This window comes from Corynebacterium kalinowskii (assembly GCF_009734385.1).
GTDB lineage: Bacteria > Actinomycetota > Actinomycetes > Mycobacteriales > Mycobacteriaceae > Corynebacterium > Corynebacterium kalinowskii.
Map to the genome: position 1 here is coordinate 1,533,574 of NZ_CP046452.1, position 17,824 is coordinate 1,551,397.

Consider the following 17,824-nt stretch of genomic DNA (forward strand, 5'->3'; position numbering starts at 1 on the left):
CCTCACAGTAGCGAATACGCTTGTAGGTTATGAGCACACCGCTACACAATCGCCCAACTCCCCTGATCACCATGGCTGACGGCACCCTGAAGCAAGTCAATCCACTAACGGGTACCGAGGTATGGACAGTGCCCGGCCGGGGAAACCGACCGCTGTCTACCCCAGCAACTGATCCCCGACCGCTCTCAGATGCCGATCACACCTCTGCGTGCGCTTTCTGCTCCGACAGGCTCCTACAGACTCCTCCGGAGAAGTCCCGCATGGTGCGGGAAAATGGAACCTGGTTCACCCGCCCAGGACTTCTCCCCAGCCAGCTGGGCCAAAGCGTCGCCGAATTCCGGCGGGTACCCAACCTGTTCGAGATTGTCTCCTTTGACTATTGGCGGGAGAACTACGGATTCCAGATCGACCCGGAAACCAACGCACGCATGCAGGACTATTTGGCAGATCCAGCGGGCCGAGACCACGTCCTGTCGATCGTGCGTACGAGGCTGAAGGCCGCCGGCAAACCTGCCGAAGAGCTCGAAGCGATGACCGAAGAACAGCTTCTGGAACGCGCTGGCGGTTACTTCGCCGGTGGGCACGACCTCATCATTGGGCGCAGGCACTACGTTGACGGGGCGACGCATGACAACCAATTGGCGTCGTCAGGCACGCTCAGCGTAGATGAACACCGCGCCCTCATTCGCTTCACCACCCAGGCCGTTGCCGACCTCTACGCCCGCAATCGCTACGCCCCATACGTGGCAGTGTTTCAAAACTGGCTCAAGCCTGCGGGTGCTTCCTTTGACCACCTACACAAGCAACTGGTGGCCATCGACGAGCGTGGCGTGCACGCGGAAGAAGAAATTGCGCGTCTGCGGGCCAACCCGAACATGTACAACGAGTGGGCCGTCGACTACGCGAACTACCACAATCTCATCATCGCCGAAAACGACTACGCCGTCGCCTTCGCCGGTTTCGGCCACCGCTACCCCACCCTGGAGATTTACTCTAAGTCCGCTACCCCGGAACCATGGCTACAGACGGACGATGAGATTGGTGGCATGAGCGATCTCATGCACGCCTGCCATGCCGCGACCGGCCCTGATGTGCCGTGCAATGAAGAATGGCACCACAAGCCCATCGACCTCGACATTCCTATGCCATGGCGCGTCATGATCAAATGGCGAGTGTCCAATCTCGCCGGATTCGAAGGCGGCACCAAAATCTATCTCAATACTCTGTCGCCTCAGAACATTCGCGATCGTGTGGTCAGTGCCATGTTCTCCTTGCGCGATGAGGGACGCATTGCGCCGACGATTCGCATCGCCACCGAGGCATATGTAGAGCGCAACTGCCTGAAGTACAACCCGGTCCTGCGTTAGGGTTTAGAGAAAGAACGAGAGGATTCCGTTGTGAACGATATTGCCGAGCTGCTCAACTCAGCCACCACCGATCTCACCTGGCAGCGAGATTTCTACCGCGACCTGCACACTCACCCCGAGTTGTCCATGCAGGAAGAGCGCACTGCTAGCCGGATCCAGGCCAAGCTGGCTGACTTTGACTGTGAAGTCGTCTCCGGCATCGGTGGCCACGGCATCATTGCCATTTTCCGCAATGGCGAAGGCCCCACCGCAGTGATGCGTGCTGACTTCGACGCCCTCCCCGTCGAAGAGACCACCGGCGTCGAGTTCGCCTCTGTCGCAGAGGGAGTCACCCCACAAGGCGTGCGCACCAAGCTCATGCATGCCTGCGGTCATGACATGCACACCACCGCGCTGCTCGGCTGCTGCGCGCTTCTCGACGACCTTCGCGATCAATGGTCTGGTACCTTCATCGCTTTGTTCCAGCCGTCTGAAGAAAACGGTGCTGGCGCTCTGGCCATGGTAAACGACGGGCTCAAGCACCTCATGCCGGTTCCGGACGTGGTGCTGGGCCAACACATCGGACCCGGCGCCGCTGGAACAGTCATGTCGAAGCCAGGACCTGCTTTGACCGCTGCCGACACGATCCGAATCCAAATTTTTGGTCGGTCGTCACACGGTTCCATGCCGCATCTGTCTGTGGACCCAACGTTTGTGGCCGCGATGATTGTGGTGCGCCTCCAGGCCATCGTCGGCAGGGAGATTCCTCCGTCCGAGTTCGCGGTAATTACCGTGGGTACGCTCACCTCGGGCAATTCCAATAATACGATTCCGGCCACCGCTAATTTGGTGCTGAACTGCCGCACCTACAACGATGCCGTCAAGCACCACCTGTACGCGGCTGTGGAACGAGTTGTCCGAGCAGAATGCCAGGCTTCAGGATGCCCGCAGGAGCCAACTTTTGAGTACACCGATCATGCACCACTGACGGACAACTCACCCGAGGTGTTCGCAGCGGTCCGAAGCAATTTCGATGCTGTATTCGGCGTAGATTCCATCGACGGAACCCCATGGACGGCATCCGAGGACTTTTCGCAGGTACCGCGCGCATTCGGAGCGCCCTACTTGTACTGGATGGTCGGTGCCACACCAAGAGCTCAATGGGATGCTGCCGTGGCAGCGGGACGAGTGACCGAGGACATCCCGTCCAACCACATGAGCAATTTCCTTCCCGATTTCGAGCCAACCGTTCAGGCGTCGAATCTGGCTGCGGCTACTGCTGTACTGACTTATTTGAAGAAATAGGAAAGCGCACCGTTTTGAGCACGCTAACGGCGTGCTCAAGGTGCCGTGCGTTCAACGAAATGACGCGTTCGATGTCGCCATCTTCAAGGGCATCGAGGAGCTGGAAGTGCTCCTCGTTTGCCACCGCCATCAACTCGGGATCGGCATGCAGGCTGATCGTGATGTACGGACCGGCGGCAATCCCCAGCAGTCGTGCGACGCGGGATGTCCAGGAGTCGTTGAGCCCCATGATCATGCAGTGAAAGCGCAGGTCGAGGTCACAAAACTCGACCGGGTCGCGCACATCATTCATTTCTACGCACAACTCGCGCGCCTCGTCGACCGTCCCGGAAAGTCGACCCGCTGCCAATCGGTGCTGAACTGGCTCTAGCGTCCGCCGGAGTGTGTAGATTTCCTCTGCGGCCTCAAAACTAAGTTGGGTGACAGTTGTTCCCTTGTGCGCTTCTGAGTGCGCGAGCCCATCTTGTTCTAAACGACGAATGGCCTCCCGGATAGGCGTGATTGACACGTCTAGCCGGTCGGCCCATTCAGACTGCACAATGTGGGTTCCACCAGGCAGCTCGCCAGAAGTGATCGCACGACGCAGTTCGTTGTACGCCACTTGGGCTTGGGTGGTACGGCGGGAGATCCGAATGCCTTCGAGGGGACTCACATGTCCCACCATACCTATAACTGTGAATTAATAGAACTTAACTAGACCAAGTTCCGCCGGGTTTGGCAGGATCTGATGCTTCGGCACGATCCGTACGGTGTAGCCCAGATTGCCTGGCTCGTGAATTGGCAGCTGTGCCCAGTAGCGGCCCTCACCGTTATCCTGCATCTCGGTGATCGTAGGGTCTACGATGTCGCCAGCGGCGTTGACCTTACCCACAATTGCTTGTACGGAAACGTCACTGTCAGTGAGCATGCCGAGCTCGACATCAACAGAAATTGCCACTGGCTCACCGGAGGTAACCGCGCGATCCCAGTTGGTAGCGTTGCCGAACTGCAGATCAGACAGTCGGAGGTTTGGCCAGCCCTGGTAGACGCGTTCCTTCCAGTTCACGAACTGCTGGGCAGCGTCGTTGTCATGCAACACCAGTCGGGATGCATGGTTGGCTGGGCGGTAGAACTGCTCGGTGTAGTCGCGCACCATGCGGGTACAGCTGACCATTGGAGACAGCGTGGTCATGGAGCGACGAATCATCTGCAGCCACTCGCGCGGCATGTCCTTCTCGTCGCGATCGTAGAACATCGGGACGATCTCGTGCTCGAGCAGGTCGTACATTGCCTCAGCTTCGAGCTCATCACGGAACATCAGGTCGTCTGTCTCAACGGTAGGGATGGTCCAGCCGTAGCCTTCTTGTGGCATTTCGTCCCACCAGCCGTCGGAAATCGACAGGGTCATGCAGCCATTCATTACGGCCTTCATACCCGAGGTGCCGGAAGCTTCCTGTGGGCGGACCGGGTTGTTCAGCCAGATGTCGGAGCCGGATACGAGGAAGCCAGCCAGTCCGATGTCGTAATCAGGCAGGAACAGGAAGCGGTCGCGCAGGCCTGCTTCATCGGCGAAGCGGACAATCTCCTGCATGAGCTTCTTGCCGCCCATGTCGTGTGGGTGCGCCTTACCAGCGATGACGAACTGAACTGGGCGATCTTCGTTGAGAAGGATCTTGCGCAGACGCTCTGGGTTCTTCAGCATCAAAGTGAGACGCTTGTAGGTAGACACGCGGCGCGCGAAGCCTACGGTGAGGATGTTCGGGTCAAGGACTCGGTTGGTCCAGTTCAGCTGAGCCTCGAACTGTCCGCGCTTGACACCAGACTGCTTGACCGCGGTGCGGGCAACCCGGACCAGGTCGGCGCGCAGCTTGTTGCGAGTCTCCCACAGCTCTTCGTCAGAAACTGCATCTTCGTTGGTCCACGTGTCAGCCACTGCGAGGTCCTGGCCGTCGGCAAAGCGCTCAATGATGTCGCGCATTTCCGGCTTGGTCCACGTTGGCAGGTGCACACCGTTGGTGACGGAGTAGATTGGCACCTCTGCTGGCTCGTAGTTGTGGTACAGGGAAGCGAACATCTCACGGGAGACCTCACCGTGCAGCTTTGCGACGCCATTGGCGTGCTGAGCCAGTCGCAGACCCATATGCGCCATGTTGAAACGGTGTGGATCAGCTTCGGCGCCGAGTTCGAGGCAGCGATCCATCGGAACGCCTGGGACCAGACGACGATCCTCTGGCAGACCTTCGCCGAGGTAGCGACGCACGAGGTTCATGTCGAAGCGGTCGATGCCAGCAGGAACTGGGGTGTGAGTGGTGAAGATGCTCGCTGCGCGAACCTGAGTCAGAGCAGCGTCGAAGGACAAGCCTTCGTTCATGCGCTCGCGGATGCGCTCCAGGCCAAGGAAGCCGGCGTGGCCTTCGTTGAGGTGGGCGACGCGTGGACGAGCAAGACCACGGGTATCGCAGAACAGGTTGACCGCGCGGACACCGCCGACGCCGAGGACGAGTTCCTGGCGCACGCGGTGCTCGTTGTCGCCGCCGTAGAGACGGTCGGTGACATTCTGCATCTCCGGTGGGTTATCTGGGATGTTCGTGTCCAGCAGGAGCAGTGGCACACGGCCGACAGCTGCGACCCACAGTGCGACAACGATGTCGCGACCTTCAGGGAATGCGACCGTGACCTTGAGTTGCTGGCCCTTTTCGTCGAGGACTGGCTCGACAGGCAGCTTGTGCGGGTCGTGGTATTCGTAGTGCTCTTCTTGCCAGCCATCGCCGGACAAGGACTGGGTGAAGTAGCCGTAGGAGTACAGCAGGCCGACGCCAATCAGCGGAACGCCGAGGTCGGAGGCGGACTTCATGTGGTCGCCGGAAAGAACACCCAGGCCACCGGAGTAGATCGGAAGGCTTGGGTGAATGCCGAATTCCATGGAGAAGTAGGCGGCGATTGGGTCGGCTGGGCCGAGGTCGCTCTCCCCTACCGTGGCCTGATCCTTGACCTGGTGGACAGCGTGGGTGTCTTGGTACCAGAGAGAGGACTGGAGGTATTCGTTGAGGTTGTGCTCTTCCGCCCGGACCTTAGCAACGTAGTCCGCGTCGGCGGCCAGCTCCTGAAGGCGAACCGCGGATGCTTCCATGAGCATCCGACGGGGATTCTCGTCGAAGTCGCTCCACTTCAGTGGATCGATCGTCTTGAACAGCTCGCGGGTTTCGCGCCGCCAAGACCAGCGCAGATTCATGGCCAGGCGCCACAGCGGAGTGAGCTCGGCTGGGACGCTTTGTACTACATTCACAGAGTTCGAAGGTTTCACCCCTCCAACTCTGCCACAAAGCCAGGAATCCGCGACCGGAGGAAGTGAATTTAATACTTAACTTCGCTGACATCCTCGCCCAGCATGTGAACGTGGATCATATTCGTGTTGCCAGGCTCCCCCGGAGGGGTACCGGCGACGACGACCATGACGTCGCCGACTTCGTACTCTTCCATTGCCAGCAGCGCCTTATCCACTTCGACCATCATCTCGTCGGTAGTGCTCACGCGAGGGCACAGGAAAGTCTGTGCGCCCCAGGTAAGAGCGAGCTGCGAACGTACGGCAGGCTCAGGAGTGAACACGAGCAGTGGCAGGCGGCTGTGCAGACGAGCAAGGCGCTTAGCGGTATCACCAGAGGTGGTGAACGCTACCAGAGCCTTGGCATTCAAACGCTCAGCAATGTCACGTGCCGAGTAAGACAACACACCACGCTTCGTCCGCGGGATGTGGGTCAGCGCCGGAGTTTCACCGTTGCGTTCCGCAGCAGTGACGATGCGAGACATAGTGCGGACCACGTTCTGTGGGTCTTTGCCCACGGAGGTCTCACCGGAGAGCATGACGGCATCAGCGCCATCGAGCACGGCGTTGGCAACGTCCGAAGCTTCTGCACGGGTCGGGCGGGAGTTTTCGATCATGGAGTCCAGCATCTGAGTTGCCACGATTACTGGCTTGGCGTTCTCGCGGGCAATCTGAATGGCACGCTTCTGTACGCCTGGAACATCCTCCAGCGGTACCTCAACACCGAGGTCACCACGAGCGACCATGACTGCGTCAAAGGCAAGGATGATGGACTCCAAAGCTTCGACAGCCTCAGGCTTTTCAAGCTTGGCGATCACTGGTACTCGGCGACCTTCTTCGTCCATAACCTTGTGCACGAGCTCGATGTCGGCCGGAGAACGGACGAAGGACAAGGCGATGAAGTCCACGCCGAGATTCAAAGCGAAGCGCAGGTCACGGATGTCCTTTTCGGACAGCGCCGGGACGGAGATGTTCATGCCTGGCAGGGATACACCCTTGTTGTTGGATACCGGGCCACCTTCGGTGACTTCGCAGACTACGTCATTGCCATCGATAGCTACGCAGACGAGCCCAACCTTGCCGTCGTCAACGAGGAGGCGGTCGCCAGGCTTGGCGTCCTTGGCTAGCTCCTTGTAGGTGGTCGACACGCGGTCGTGAGTGCCAGGGACATCTTCAACAGTGATGCGGACAGTCTCGCCGGTCTCCCAGACGGTAGCGCCGTCGACAAATCGTCCGAGTCGGATCTTTGGGCCCTGCAGGTCAGCAAGGACACCGATGGCCTGACCAGTTTCGTCAGTAGCCTCGCGAACCCAGCGGTAGTTTTGTGCATGATCTTCGTGCTCGCCGTGCGAGAAGTTCATTCGCGCGACATTCATTCCAGCCTTGGCAAGACCGAGGAGACCCTCTTTGCTTGCTACGGCTGGACCAAGCGTACATACAATCTTCGTTCGTCTGTTCACGATCCCCACCCTAGTCCGGTTGGGGCAGTGCTGCTACAAATCCTGCTTTGGTCGTGACGCATCAACCTCAGCACGCTTTCGACTCAGCCACATCACAATCACTACCGAAATGACGAACAGCACAGCCGAGGTAATGGTGTTTACTCGCAAACCAAAAACAAGGGTCGCCGGGTCACTACGCATCAGTTCGATCCAGAATCTACCAGCGGTGTATCCGGCTACATACAGCCAGAACACGCGGCCGCGATCCAGCTTGAAATGCTTATCGGCCCACAACAGCAGCGCGAATATCAGCACGTTCCACAGCAGTTCGTAAAGGAAGGTGGGGTGCACGACGTCGATCACTTCGCCCGTGGAGCGACCAGTAAGGGGCGCCAAAGCGCCGTTCGCGTCCACCCGGTAATAAATCTCCAGGCCCCAGGGCGCAGTGGTCGGCCCACCATACAGTTCCTGGTTGAAATAGTTACCCAGGCGACCGATTGCTTGGGCCAAAATGATTCCGGGAGCAGCGGCGTCGACAAGCGGTGCAAACTTAAGCCCGCGCATGCGCATCATGATCCACACGCACACCACGCCCAAGGCCACTGCACCCCAGATTCCCAAACCACCGTTGGTGATCTTCAGGGCATCGACTGGGTTACAGGTATCGCAGAAGTACTGATTGTTGTCTGTTATGACGTGGTAAATGCGGCCACCAATGATGCCCGCAGGGACAGCGATCAGCGCCGCATCCATGACCACGTCCTCGTTCCCACCGCGCGCGACGTAACGGCGTTTGGTGATCCAGATTGCCACCAAGATGCCAGCTACTATGCACAGCGCATAGGCACGAATCGGAACAGGGCCGAGATGCCACACACCTTGAGGAGGGGAAGGAAGGTAAGCGAGGTTCATCACGCACACTAGTGTGCACCATTGGCAAGCAATCCGCTGCCACTACCCCACTAATTAACGAGCGGTTGGCGTCGCAGGGTGCTGCCCCACCGCGACCATCGTCCGCACCAGTTTCATCGGTTCCGGGGCTGTCACCAGGGATTCGCCGATCACGACGGCATCCGCGCCGGCGCTGGCATACAACCGCAAATCTTTGGCATCGCGCACACCCGACATGGCAATGCGCACAGTTTCGCGAGGCAGACCCGGTGCGATATCGCCGAAGGCACTCGGGTTCATGGTCATCGAGTGAAGGTTGCGGGCATTGACACCGACGACTTTGGCTCCAGCTTGGATTGCTCGGGACGCATCTTCCGGGGTATATACCTCCACCAACGCGGTCATGCCAAGGGACTCGATGCGGTCGAGCAGTGATTCAAGACGCGCTTGATCGAGTGCAGAAACTACCAACGGCACCATGTCCGCACCGTAGTAGCGAGCTTCGTGAATCTGGTACGGGTCGATGATGAAGTCCTTGCTCATCACCGGCACCGACACTGCCGTTTTCACGGCGGCCAGGTCCTCTAAGGACCCCATGAAGCGACGACGTTCCGTCTGGCAGCCAATAATGCGCGCGCCGCCGGCCTCAAACTGAATAGCCAGATCAGCGGGATGCTCGATGCTAGCAATTTGTCCACGACACGGTGTCGCGCGCTTGATCTCCGCGATCACACCACAGCCTTGCTGCAGCAAAGCAGCTAACGCATCGCGCGGCGGCTCCACTGATTTGGACAGCGCTTTGATTTCTTTGAAGGGCACCTGAGCTTCGCGGTAGGCAACATCCTCCACGACGCCCTGGATAATCTGCTCAAAAATGGACATCAGTTAGCCTGACCTCCCGCGCAGAACCGAGTTAGTTTGGTGCACGATTCCTAAGGCTAGTCGCTCCCCTAGGGTGGTTAAAAATCACGCCTATTTGCTGTCGGGTCAACATCAGCATCGAGTGCGTCCCACATCAGGCGTGGCGAGTCAGGATCCTCGTTCAGCTCGTCGGCGAGCTTTTCTTCCCGTGCTTGTTTGAGCTCATATTTGCTCTTGCGCACACTATCCTCGCCCGGCTTCATGACCAGCACGATGCCCGCCAGCAAGCCCACAGCGCAACCAACCAATGTGAGCACTGGCCCGGCTGCGCTGACGGAAATGTCGGTTATCTGGGCCCATTCTGTGACGGTCACCGGCTTATTCTGTTGTTGTGAAGCCGCACCGCTGGTGAGCAGTTCCTTCGTACGAAGCGGATCCGCACCATACAGCAACAGCTGTAGCGGTTGCCAGCTCGCAGCTGCGGCGGCAAGGGCCGCGATAGCGGCAACGATGCGCCGCCCGAGACGTCGCAAAGCAAGCATGGCGACGACCGCAGCCAGCAACAGCAGGGCAACAGCAGTGGTCTCGGTCGACCACACCGCACCGACGAGCTGGTGGTGCGCGTCGCCAGATTTGTCATCGAATACGGACACTTCGAGCCAAGTCAGGCGCGAGGCTGCCCACATCGCGATCGCGGAAAGTGCGAGACCTGCTGTGGCTAGTTTGCGCATGGCAATTCCCGCCCGTCGAAGCAGGTACGGGAACCGGTGTGGCAGGCCGCGCCAGTTTGCCGGACGACCATCAGCAATGTGTCACCATCGCAGTCGGCGGCAACACTCACCACTTCCTGAACGTGCCCAGAGGTCTCCCCTTTGATCCAGTAACTATTTCGGGAGCGTGAGAAATAGGTTCCCTGTCGAGTGGCAAGGGAATGCGCCAGTGCATGGCTGTCCATCCATGCCATCATCAGCACTTCCTTAGTGCCCTCAGCCTGGACAATAACCGGGATGAGCCCTGCGTCATTGAACTTCAAGCTGCTTTCGATGTCCTTGTCCAGGACGAATTCAGCGGGATTGGTCATCGGCGAACCTCATAACCTGCGTCGGCCAGTGCATCCTTGACTTCGGAGACCGCGACAGTGCCGAAGTGGAATACCGAGGCTGCCAACACTGCGTCCGCACCGGCGGCCACAGCTGGCGGGAAGTGCGCAGCGGTTCCCGCGCCACCCGAGGCAATGACGGGGACATCCACCACAGCCCGCACCTTTTCGATCAGCTCAATGTCGAAGCCGTCCTGAGTGCCGTCGCCATCCATGGAGTTGAGCAGGATCTCGCCCGCGCCGAGCTCGGCACCGCGACGCGCCCACTCGATGGCATCTAAACCAGCAGACTTGGTTCCACCGTGGGTGGTGACCTCAAACCCAGATGGCTGATCCGCTGCGCGACGCGCGTCAACACTCAGCACAATGCACTGCGCCCCAAAACGCTGGGAGAGCTCAGAGATCAGTTCTGGGCGGTGAATGGCGGAGGTGTTGATGCTGACTTTGTCAGCGCCTGCGCGAAGCAGTTCATCTACATCGTTTTCGCTGCGGACACCACCACCCACTGTCAGCGGGATGAATACCTGCTCAGCCGTACGACGTACCACATCGAGCATGGTGCCACGCCCTTCCTTAGAAGCACTGACATCCAGGAAGGTAAGCTCATCCACACCCTCTTGGCCGTAACGGGCGGCCAGCTCGACCGGATCCCCAGCGTCGCGAAGATTGTCAAAATTGACGCCCTTGACCACTCGCCCACCATCTACGTCCAAACATGCGATAACACGAATTGCAACTGCCATGCTCACTCCTTATTCACAGATCTGATTGATGGTAGCCAAGAGGTCAGCCTGCTTCTCTTTCGCCCCCGCGACAATGCCGACCGATTCTGTCGTCCACGGGTTGCCGTCGAGATCCGTCACCTGTCCTCCTGCCGCTTGGACCAAAAGCACTCCAGCAGCATTGTCCCAGGCAAAGGGGCTAAAGGTAACCGATGCGGCGAAGATTCCCATGGCGGTGAACGCAAGATCCACCCCAACCGAGCCCGTTACCCGCAGCCGGGTGTGTGACGCAGCGAGGGTACCGAGTAGTTCTTGGCGCAGCCGGGTGCGGAACTGGTGCGATGAACTGGCCACCAGCGATCCGAAGCCGATTTGCACTACCTCGGGAGCAGGGGCCTGAAGCTGGGGTTGAGGCTGACCGTTGATCATCAACGGGGAGCCCTCGAAAGCAGTGAGTCGTTTGCCCATGGTTGGGAGCGAGCAGAGTGCCACGATCGGTTGCCCCTTAAACAGGAGGCTAACCAAGATGGCACACATAGGATTGCCCGCAGCATAGTTGGAAGTTCCGTCAATGGGATCGACCACCCACACAGCTGGATCATCGAGGCTGCCGCCGCCTTCTTCCCCATACACCGGGATTCCGGTGAGCGTAGTAAGCTCCCGGCGCAACATGAGCTCGATCTTCAGATCGGCGGTGGTAGCAAAATCATGTTTGCCTTTGGACACCCGCTCCGCTGTGCCGAGTCCAGCGAGGAATTCCTTTTCGCAGTCATCCACCACCGCTTCGGCTATGGCAAGCAGCATGCGCGGATCCATCGGAGCTACTTGTCTGCTACCGCTGCTAGTGCTTCCGGCAGCGTGAAACGCTTTTCATACAGTGCTTTGCCGATGATCGCGGAGTCGATTCCCTCTGCCACGTATTGCGACAGGGCGATGACGTCGTCAAGCACGGAAATGCCCCCCGAGGCCACGATGGGCGCGTCGGTAGCCGCTGCCACGTCACGCAGCAGGTCGATGTTTGGTCCAGTCAACGTGCCATCCTTGGACACGTCCGTGACGACGAGCCTGGAGACGCCCTGCTGGGTAAGCCGTTCCAGGATCTCCCACATGTCACCGCCGTCGGTCACCCAGCCATTGCCCTTGGCCCGCCACTCGCCGTCGACCTCGCGAACATCCAGGCCGATGGCCACGCGGTCACCGTACTTGGCGATCACCTCAGCGCACCACTCTGGCTTCTCTAGCGCAGCAGTGCCGATATTCACACGACGAGCACCCGTGCCGAGCGCCCGCTCAAGCGAAGCATCATCGCGAATGCCACCCGTGAGCTCGACATTGATATCGAGTTTGCCGACGATCTCGGCCATCATTTCATGGTTGGAGCCACGGCCAAACGCCGCATCAAGATCCACGAAGTGCAGCCACTGCGCGCCCTGCTCCTGCCACATGAGGGCAGCTTCGAGTGGAGTGCCGTACACAGTTTCGCTGCCGGCCTCGCCTTGGTGCAGGCGCACAGCCTGGCCACCGACAACATCTACTGCGGGAAGAAGAGTGAAAGTCATAGTTACTGAGTCTAACCTTTATTCTTAGAGGCTTTGCACCCAATTGCGGAGGAGCTTCAGCCCCACGTCTCCAGATTTCTCTGGGTGGAACTGGGTGGCCCAAAGTGCGCCGTTGTCCACGGCCGCCACGAATCGGTCACTTTCATGAGTGGCCCAGGCAACCTGTGGCGCAGTTGTCAGACCGTCTCCTTCGAACTCCCAGGTGCGCACACCGTAGGAGTGGACGAAGTAGAACCGGTCATCGGGATCGATGCCCTCAAACATGGCCGAGTCAGCGGGTGCATCCACAGTGTTCCACCCCATGTGCGGAAGAATTCGGGCCTCGAGCTTTTCAACGCTCCCCGGCCACTCCCCGCACCCCTTGGAGGTCACACCATGCTCGACACCCGTTTCGAACAAGATCTGCATGCCTACGCAGATCCCCAGTACGGGCCGCCCTCCGGCTAGTCGTTCACCAATGAGCCGAGGACCGTGAACAGCCTGCAGCCCCTTCATGCAGGCGTCGAAAGCGCCAACGCCTGGGACCAGCAATCCATCCGCATCGAGGACGATCTCTGGATCGCTGGTGACAGTAACCTGACCACCGACCTGTTCCAGGGCGCGTTGGGCCGAGCGGATGTTACCTGAGCCGTAGTCAAGCAGGGCGATCTTCTTCATGCCGGATATTTTAGCTACTTGCGTTTCCGCTTCGGGCGCAAGGGGCGTACCGGGCGCACCCGACGCAAACGTTCCTTGCTGTTGTCGGTCTCGCTGATGCGGTGACGGCCGAGGAGAGCGTCGAGAAGCGTAGCCACTAAACCGAGGGCCATGAGGCCCGCAGCGGCCGCGAAAGCACCCGAATAAGCGTAGGTGGCGGCCACCAAACCGAGAGCAAAGGACCCGATGCCGGTACCGGAATCGAAAGCGATATTCCAGATGGCAGAAGCTTCAGAAACGCGACTGCGCGGCAAACGGGTGAACATCTCCAGCAAGGCCTCATTTTGCGCTGCGCCAAAACCGCCACCGTAAAACACGGCAGCGAAAAACAGCAGCCACACGGACCAGCCATTAGCCACGGTCACCGCCATCAACGCCAAGCCGAATGCCCCAGCTAGCAACGCGGGCGCCATGCTGGCTCCCGGTGTGCCACGGCGGTCCGCAACCACGCCGGCAAGGTAGCGGAACACCATCTGCGCGCCGCCGACGATAGACAATACGATTCCTGCGTACAAGGCACCACTCTGGGCATCGGCTTCACGTACCGCTGCCGGAAGGAAAGTAGACACCACGCCAAATCCCATGGAGGCGACACAGATGCCGATCGCAGGGACGGTGACCAATTTCCAGGTAGCCACTGGTGCAGCTTGTGTTTCGACGGCGGCCGGGGATCCCTTCGGCTCGGGCTTGATTCGTGGGATCAACAGACACATGACGGCAGCGATCAGCGCCACTATCGCGCCCAAGACATACACGGAAGCAAAGCTCACTTGTTCAGCGAGGTAGAGACCAACGGGCAGGAAGATGAGTTCAGACAACCCTACCGAGAGCCCCAGCATTCCCGAAGCTTTGCCTAGAAAGCGCAGCGGGACCAGTTCCGCGATAAGGGCTGACTCAGCCACCGTCAATGCGCCGAAACCCACGCCTCGCAGCGCGGAAATGAGCAGCACAGGTAGCGGATCCATGCTGAACAGGTAACCGAGTGCAGGCGCTCCCAGAAGGAATGCCGACACGCTCATCACTGGGATGTAGCCGAACATCCGGCACAGCCGCGGTGTAAAAATCTGGGTAAGGACGGTTGCTGCCATAAATACGCCGGTTGTTGCTCCGGCGTAGGCATCGGAGCCTCCGGAGGAAATGACAGCGAGAGGAACGACGGGCAGGAGCAGCGACCAGCTACCGAAGGCTGCGGCCACTGCCACGATTGTGGCGAGAAACCCCGGGCTGCTCCACATGCTGGGCAGCTGATCAAGTTCTTCGCGTGACAGCCGCCGGTTCCTCGCCATCAATCCTCCTCTTAGGACATTTCTCCAATCAACATGTACAGCGCAGCGATGATAGCTACAGCCGCGATCACAGCCAAGCCGTACGTCGCCCGGCGGTTTTCCGCTTGGTACGCCGACCATGCCCCACCAACCAAAAGGCCGGCGAGAATGAACAGAATGTACACAAAAGCGTAGTTCGGCCCAGTTGCACTGCTAGCCACTGTAACAACTTCCGCCATGGACTACAGAGCGCCCTTGGTGGAAGGAATGCCGGTGAGGCGTGGATCAGCCTCGACAGCAGCGCGCAATGCGCGAGCCACCGCCTTGTACTCGGCTTCCGTGATGTGATGCGGATCGCGGCCATAGTGGCAGCGCACGTGCAGCGTAATGCGGGAGTTGAGAGCGAGCGTTTCAAAGAAGTGCTCGTTGATCACGGTGGCGTAATGCCCGCCGATAATCTGATGCAGCATGTGCTCTGGCTCGCCGTTCATGACAAAGTACGGGCGACCGGAGATGTCCACGATGGCTTCACACAAGGTTTCGTCCATCGGCAGCATTGCCGAGCCGAAGCGGCGGATGCCCTTCTTGTCCCCTACTGCCTCAAGCAGCGCCTGGCCGAGGACAATTGCGGTGTCCTCAACGGTGTGGTGCGCGTCGATGTGGGTGTCGCCCTTGGCATGCACCTTCAAATCGAAAGCGCCGTGCACGCCGAAAGCGGTGAGCATGTGGTCGAAGAAAGGTACTCCGGTGTCGATGTCGACGTTGCCGCTGCCGTCGAGATTGATCTCGACCTGAATATCCGATTCGCTGGTAGTACGAGATGCCCGTCCGATGCGCATGTTATTTACCCTTCTGTGCTGCCCGAAGCAGGGCGTCGTTTTCTGCTGGCAATCCGATGGTGGCCCGGAGGTGGCCGGCAACGCCGACGTCTCGAATGAGCACGCCCTCGTCGAGGAACTGCTGCCAGGCTACCTTCTGGTCCGCGAACGGGCCGAAGAACACAAAGTTCGATTCGCTCGGGATAACCTCGTACCCCAGCTCGGTGAGCCCAGCCACTACCCGGTCACGCTCCTGAGCTAGCTTTGCGACGGTCGCGAGTGTGTCTTCCCGGTGACGCAGCGCCACGATCGCGGCGGCCTGAGACAGGGTGGACAAGTGGTACGGCAGGCGGACGAGCATGACTGCTTCAATGAAGGCGGGGTCGGCAACGAAGTAGCCGAGGCGACCGCCCGCGAAGTCGAAAGCCTTACTCATGGTGCGGGAGACGACCAGCTTGTTCGGGTACTTAGCAAGGAGTGTGGTGGCCGATGGCGACGGAGAGAATTCGCCATAGGCTTCATCGATGATGACGAGGCCGGGAGCGGCCTGCACGATTGTTTCGATGTTCTCCAGCGAGGTGATGTCGCCAGTTGGGTTGTTTGGCGTGGTCACGAAGACAACGTCAGGCTGCTTGTCTGCGATCTCAGACAGAGCCAGTTCCATGTCGATTCGGAAGTCCGCGCCACGAGGCACTCCAATGAACTCAGTGTGCGTGCCCTGAGACAGGATCGGGTGCATCGAATAACTCGGCACAAAGCCCATGGCGGTACGCCCTGGACCGCCGAACGCCTGCAGCAGCTGCTGCAACACTTCATTCGATCCGTTGGCTGCCCACACGTTGTCGACGGTGACTGTTACCCCGGTCTGCTCGCTGACATAATCAGCCAGCGCCGTACGCAGTTCTACCGCGTCGCGTTCTGGGTAGCGGTTGAGATCCGCCGCCAGCTTGCCGACCTCGGCGACGAGGTCGTCGATGAGCGCCTGAGACGGCGAATAGGGATTTTCGTTGGTGTTCAGCCGAACGTCAACGTCGAGCTGAGGTGCGCCGTAGGCGGACTTACCACGCAGCTCCTCGCGCAGCGGAAGATCGCTCAGGGCCATTAGTTCTTCTCCAGTCGTGCTTTGATTGCTTCGCCGTGCGCTGGAAGGCGCTCGGCATCTGCCAGGGTGATGATGGTTGAACCGATTTCACGCAGCCCCTGCTGCGTGTATTCCACGAAGTGCATGGGCTTGAGGAAGGTGTAGGTAGACAGGCCCGAAGCATAAGCTGCGGAGCCGGATGTCGGCAGGACGTGGTTGGAACCCGCCGCATAGTCTCCCAGCGGCACCGGGGCGTGTTCGCCCACAAAGACGGCGCCAGCGTTCCTGATCTTCGCGGCAACTTCTGTGGCCGCCCTGGTGTGAATCTCCAGGTGCTCGGCGGCATAGGCGTTGGCCACCACGATGGCGTGGTCGATGTCGTCGACAAGCACAATGCCCGACTGCTCCCCCTTGAGGGCCTGGGCGACGCGGTCGGCGTTGAGGGTGACACCGTAACGGGCCTCAATCTCGCGGTCCACTGCTTCGGCCAGTTCGACTGACGGGGTGATCAGCACGGATGCGGCCATGACGTCGTGCTCTGCCTGGGAGATGAGGTCGTAGGCGACGTAGACCGGATTGGCGGTCTCGTCGGCTACGATCGCGATTTCGGTCGGGCCAGCTTCGGCGTCGATGCCGACCACACCACGCACGCAGCGCTTAGCAGCGGTGACAAAGATGTTGCCCGGGCCGGTGATCAAGTCCACGGGATCCAGGTCGTTGTCGCCGTACGCCAGAAGCGCGATGGCCTGCGCGCCCCCCACGGCCCAAATTTCCTCCACGCCCAGCAGCGAGCAGGCAGCGAGGATGGTCGGGTGTGGCCAGCCGCCGAACTCTTTCTGTGGCGGTGAGGCGACGACAAGAGAAGCAACGCCCGCTTCCTGCGCAGGCACCACATTCATGATCACAGAGGATGGGTACACCGCGTTACCGCCCGGGACGTACAATCCAACGCGCTCAACGGGCAGGAATTCCTCCCGCACAACAGCTCCATCGCCCAAGGTGACCGTGCTGCCTTCCGGCTTCTGGGCGGCGTGAACCGTGCGCACCCGCGCGATAGCCTCAGTCAGGGCTTGTTTGATCTGCGGGTCAAGCTCGTCAGCAGCACGCTTCACGACGTCCGCTGGCACTTTTACCGAATCAGGAACAATACCGTCGAACTTCTCCCCGTACTCCAGGGCTGCGACGGCACCGCGCTGTTTGATGTCCTCAACGATGGGCTGAACCGTAGACTGTACGGCGTCCACATCCATCTGTGCGCGAGGCAGCGTGCGTCGCAGCACGCTCATGCTCGTTACTTGTCCACGCACATCGATGGTGCTTAGCATGGTGGTCAGCCTCCTTGGCCCAGTGGCCGGTCGCGATCTGGCATGGTGGAAATATGGATTATTCTAGGTGTCTGTCTACCTGGTACTTTAAACTCCGCTAGGCCAGCGCCTAT

At 59.6% G+C, this 17,824-nt stretch carries 18 protein-coding genes; 2 read left to right on the forward strand and 16 right to left on the reverse strand.

The window, feature by feature from the left end; translation table 11 throughout:
• Nucleotides 1–29: 29 nt before the first annotated feature.
• Both CKALI_RS07230 and CKALI_RS07235 read left to right on the forward strand, forming a co-directional pair.
• Complete coding sequence (locus tag CKALI_RS07230; RefSeq protein WP_156192656.1) at nucleotides 30–1,367, forward strand: DUF4921 family protein; 1,338 nt, start codon at nucleotides 30–32, stop codon at nucleotides 1,365–1,367.
• 30 nt (nucleotides 1,368–1,397) lie between these two features.
• Nucleotides 1,398–2,651 carry an amidohydrolase gene (locus CKALI_RS07235; RefSeq protein ID WP_156192657.1) on the forward strand — a complete coding sequence of 418 codons (1,254 nt, stop codon included), beginning with the start codon at nucleotides 1,398–1,400 and terminating at the stop codon, nucleotides 2,649–2,651.
• Here the strand turns inward: CKALI_RS07235 and CKALI_RS07240 are convergent.
• The 16 genes from CKALI_RS07240 to hisD all read right to left on the reverse strand — a co-directional run bounded on the left by CKALI_RS07240 (nucleotide 2,620) and on the right by hisD (nucleotide 17,711).
• Entirely contained in the window at nucleotides 2,620–3,303 is a 684-nt protein-coding gene (locus CKALI_RS07240) for a GntR family transcriptional regulator (RefSeq protein WP_197079657.1), read from the reverse strand. The two genes, CKALI_RS07235 and CKALI_RS07240, sit on opposite strands and share 32 nt — an antisense overlap.
• A 27-nt stretch (nucleotides 3,304–3,330) precedes the next feature.
• Complete coding sequence (gene glgP, locus CKALI_RS07245; protein WP_269076348.1) at nucleotides 3,331–5,916, reverse strand: alpha-glucan family phosphorylase; 2,586 nt, start codon at nucleotides 5,914–5,916, stop codon at nucleotides 3,331–3,333.
• A gap of 68 nt (nucleotides 5,917–5,984) precedes the next feature.
• A complete protein-coding gene (gene pyk, locus CKALI_RS07250) occupies nucleotides 5,985–7,412 on the reverse strand; it encodes a pyruvate kinase (protein ID WP_156192660.1) in 1,428 nt (475 codons plus the stop codon).
• Nucleotides 7,413–7,445: 33 nt separating this feature from the next.
• Nucleotides 7,446–8,306, reverse strand: coding sequence for a prolipoprotein diacylglyceryl transferase (gene lgt / locus CKALI_RS07255; RefSeq protein WP_156193699.1), 861 nt, complete (start codon nucleotides 8,304–8,306; stop codon nucleotides 7,446–7,448).
• Between the two features lie 54 nt (nucleotides 8,307–8,360).
• On the reverse strand, nucleotides 8,361–9,170 hold the full coding sequence (gene trpC, locus CKALI_RS07260) for an indole-3-glycerol phosphate synthase TrpC (protein ID WP_156192661.1): 810 nt from the start codon (nucleotides 9,168–9,170) through the stop codon (nucleotides 8,361–8,363).
• A 74-nt stretch (nucleotides 9,171–9,244) separates the two neighbouring features.
• Nucleotides 9,245–9,877: a TIGR02234 family membrane protein gene (locus CKALI_RS07265; RefSeq protein WP_197079659.1), complete on the reverse strand. Its 633-nt coding sequence runs from the start codon at nucleotides 9,875–9,877 to the stop codon at nucleotides 9,245–9,247.
• Nucleotides 9,865–10,227 (reverse strand): phosphoribosyl-AMP cyclohydrolase, encoded by a 363-nt coding sequence (gene hisI / locus CKALI_RS07270; protein ID WP_156192663.1) that lies wholly within the window; start codon nucleotides 10,225–10,227, stop codon nucleotides 9,865–9,867. The genes CKALI_RS07265 and hisI overlap by 13 nt, the downstream gene beginning before the upstream one ends.
• A complete protein-coding gene (gene hisF, locus CKALI_RS07275; protein WP_156192664.1) occupies nucleotides 10,224–10,988 on the reverse strand; it encodes an imidazole glycerol phosphate synthase subunit HisF in 765 nt (254 codons plus the stop codon). Before hisF ends, hisI begins: the two co-directional genes overlap by 4 nt.
• A 9-nt stretch (nucleotides 10,989–10,997) precedes the next feature.
• Complete coding sequence (locus CKALI_RS07280) at nucleotides 10,998–11,783, reverse strand: inositol monophosphatase family protein (protein ID WP_156192665.1); 786 nt, start codon at nucleotides 11,781–11,783, stop codon at nucleotides 10,998–11,000.
• 5 nt (nucleotides 11,784–11,788) lie between these two features.
• Nucleotides 11,789–12,526, reverse strand: a complete 738-nt coding sequence (gene priA, locus CKALI_RS07285; protein WP_156192666.1) for a bifunctional 1-(5-phosphoribosyl)-5-((5-phosphoribosylamino)methylideneamino)imidazole-4-carboxamide isomerase/phosphoribosylanthranilate isomerase PriA — start codon at nucleotides 12,524–12,526, stop codon at nucleotides 11,789–11,791.
• A gap of 24 nt (nucleotides 12,527–12,550) precedes the next feature.
• Complete coding sequence (hisH, locus tag CKALI_RS07290) at nucleotides 12,551–13,183, reverse strand: imidazole glycerol phosphate synthase subunit HisH (RefSeq protein WP_156192667.1); 633 nt, start codon at nucleotides 13,181–13,183, stop codon at nucleotides 12,551–12,553.
• Between the two features lie 14 nt (nucleotides 13,184–13,197).
• Nucleotides 13,198–14,457 (reverse strand): MFS transporter, encoded by a 1,260-nt coding sequence (locus tag CKALI_RS07295; protein WP_156193700.1) that lies wholly within the window; start codon nucleotides 14,455–14,457, stop codon nucleotides 13,198–13,200.
• A 62-nt stretch (nucleotides 14,458–14,519) separates the two neighbouring features.
• Entirely contained in the window at nucleotides 14,520–14,708 is a 189-nt protein-coding gene (locus CKALI_RS07300; protein ID WP_231580431.1) for a hypothetical protein, read from the reverse strand.
• A gap of 21 nt (nucleotides 14,709–14,729) precedes the next feature.
• On the reverse strand, nucleotides 14,730–15,326 hold the full coding sequence (gene hisB, locus CKALI_RS07305) for an imidazoleglycerol-phosphate dehydratase HisB (protein ID WP_156192669.1): 597 nt from the start codon (nucleotides 15,324–15,326) through the stop codon (nucleotides 14,730–14,732).
• A 1-nt stretch (nucleotide 15,327) separates the two neighbouring features.
• Nucleotides 15,328–16,407, reverse strand: a complete 1,080-nt coding sequence (locus CKALI_RS07310; protein WP_156192670.1) for a histidinol-phosphate transaminase — start codon at nucleotides 16,405–16,407, stop codon at nucleotides 15,328–15,330.
• Nucleotides 16,407–17,711, reverse strand: a complete 1,305-nt coding sequence (gene hisD / locus CKALI_RS07315) for a histidinol dehydrogenase (RefSeq protein ID WP_156192671.1) — start codon at nucleotides 17,709–17,711, stop codon at nucleotides 16,407–16,409. Before hisD ends, CKALI_RS07310 begins: the two co-directional genes overlap by 1 nt.
• Between the last annotated feature and the right edge of the window lie 113 nt (nucleotides 17,712–17,824).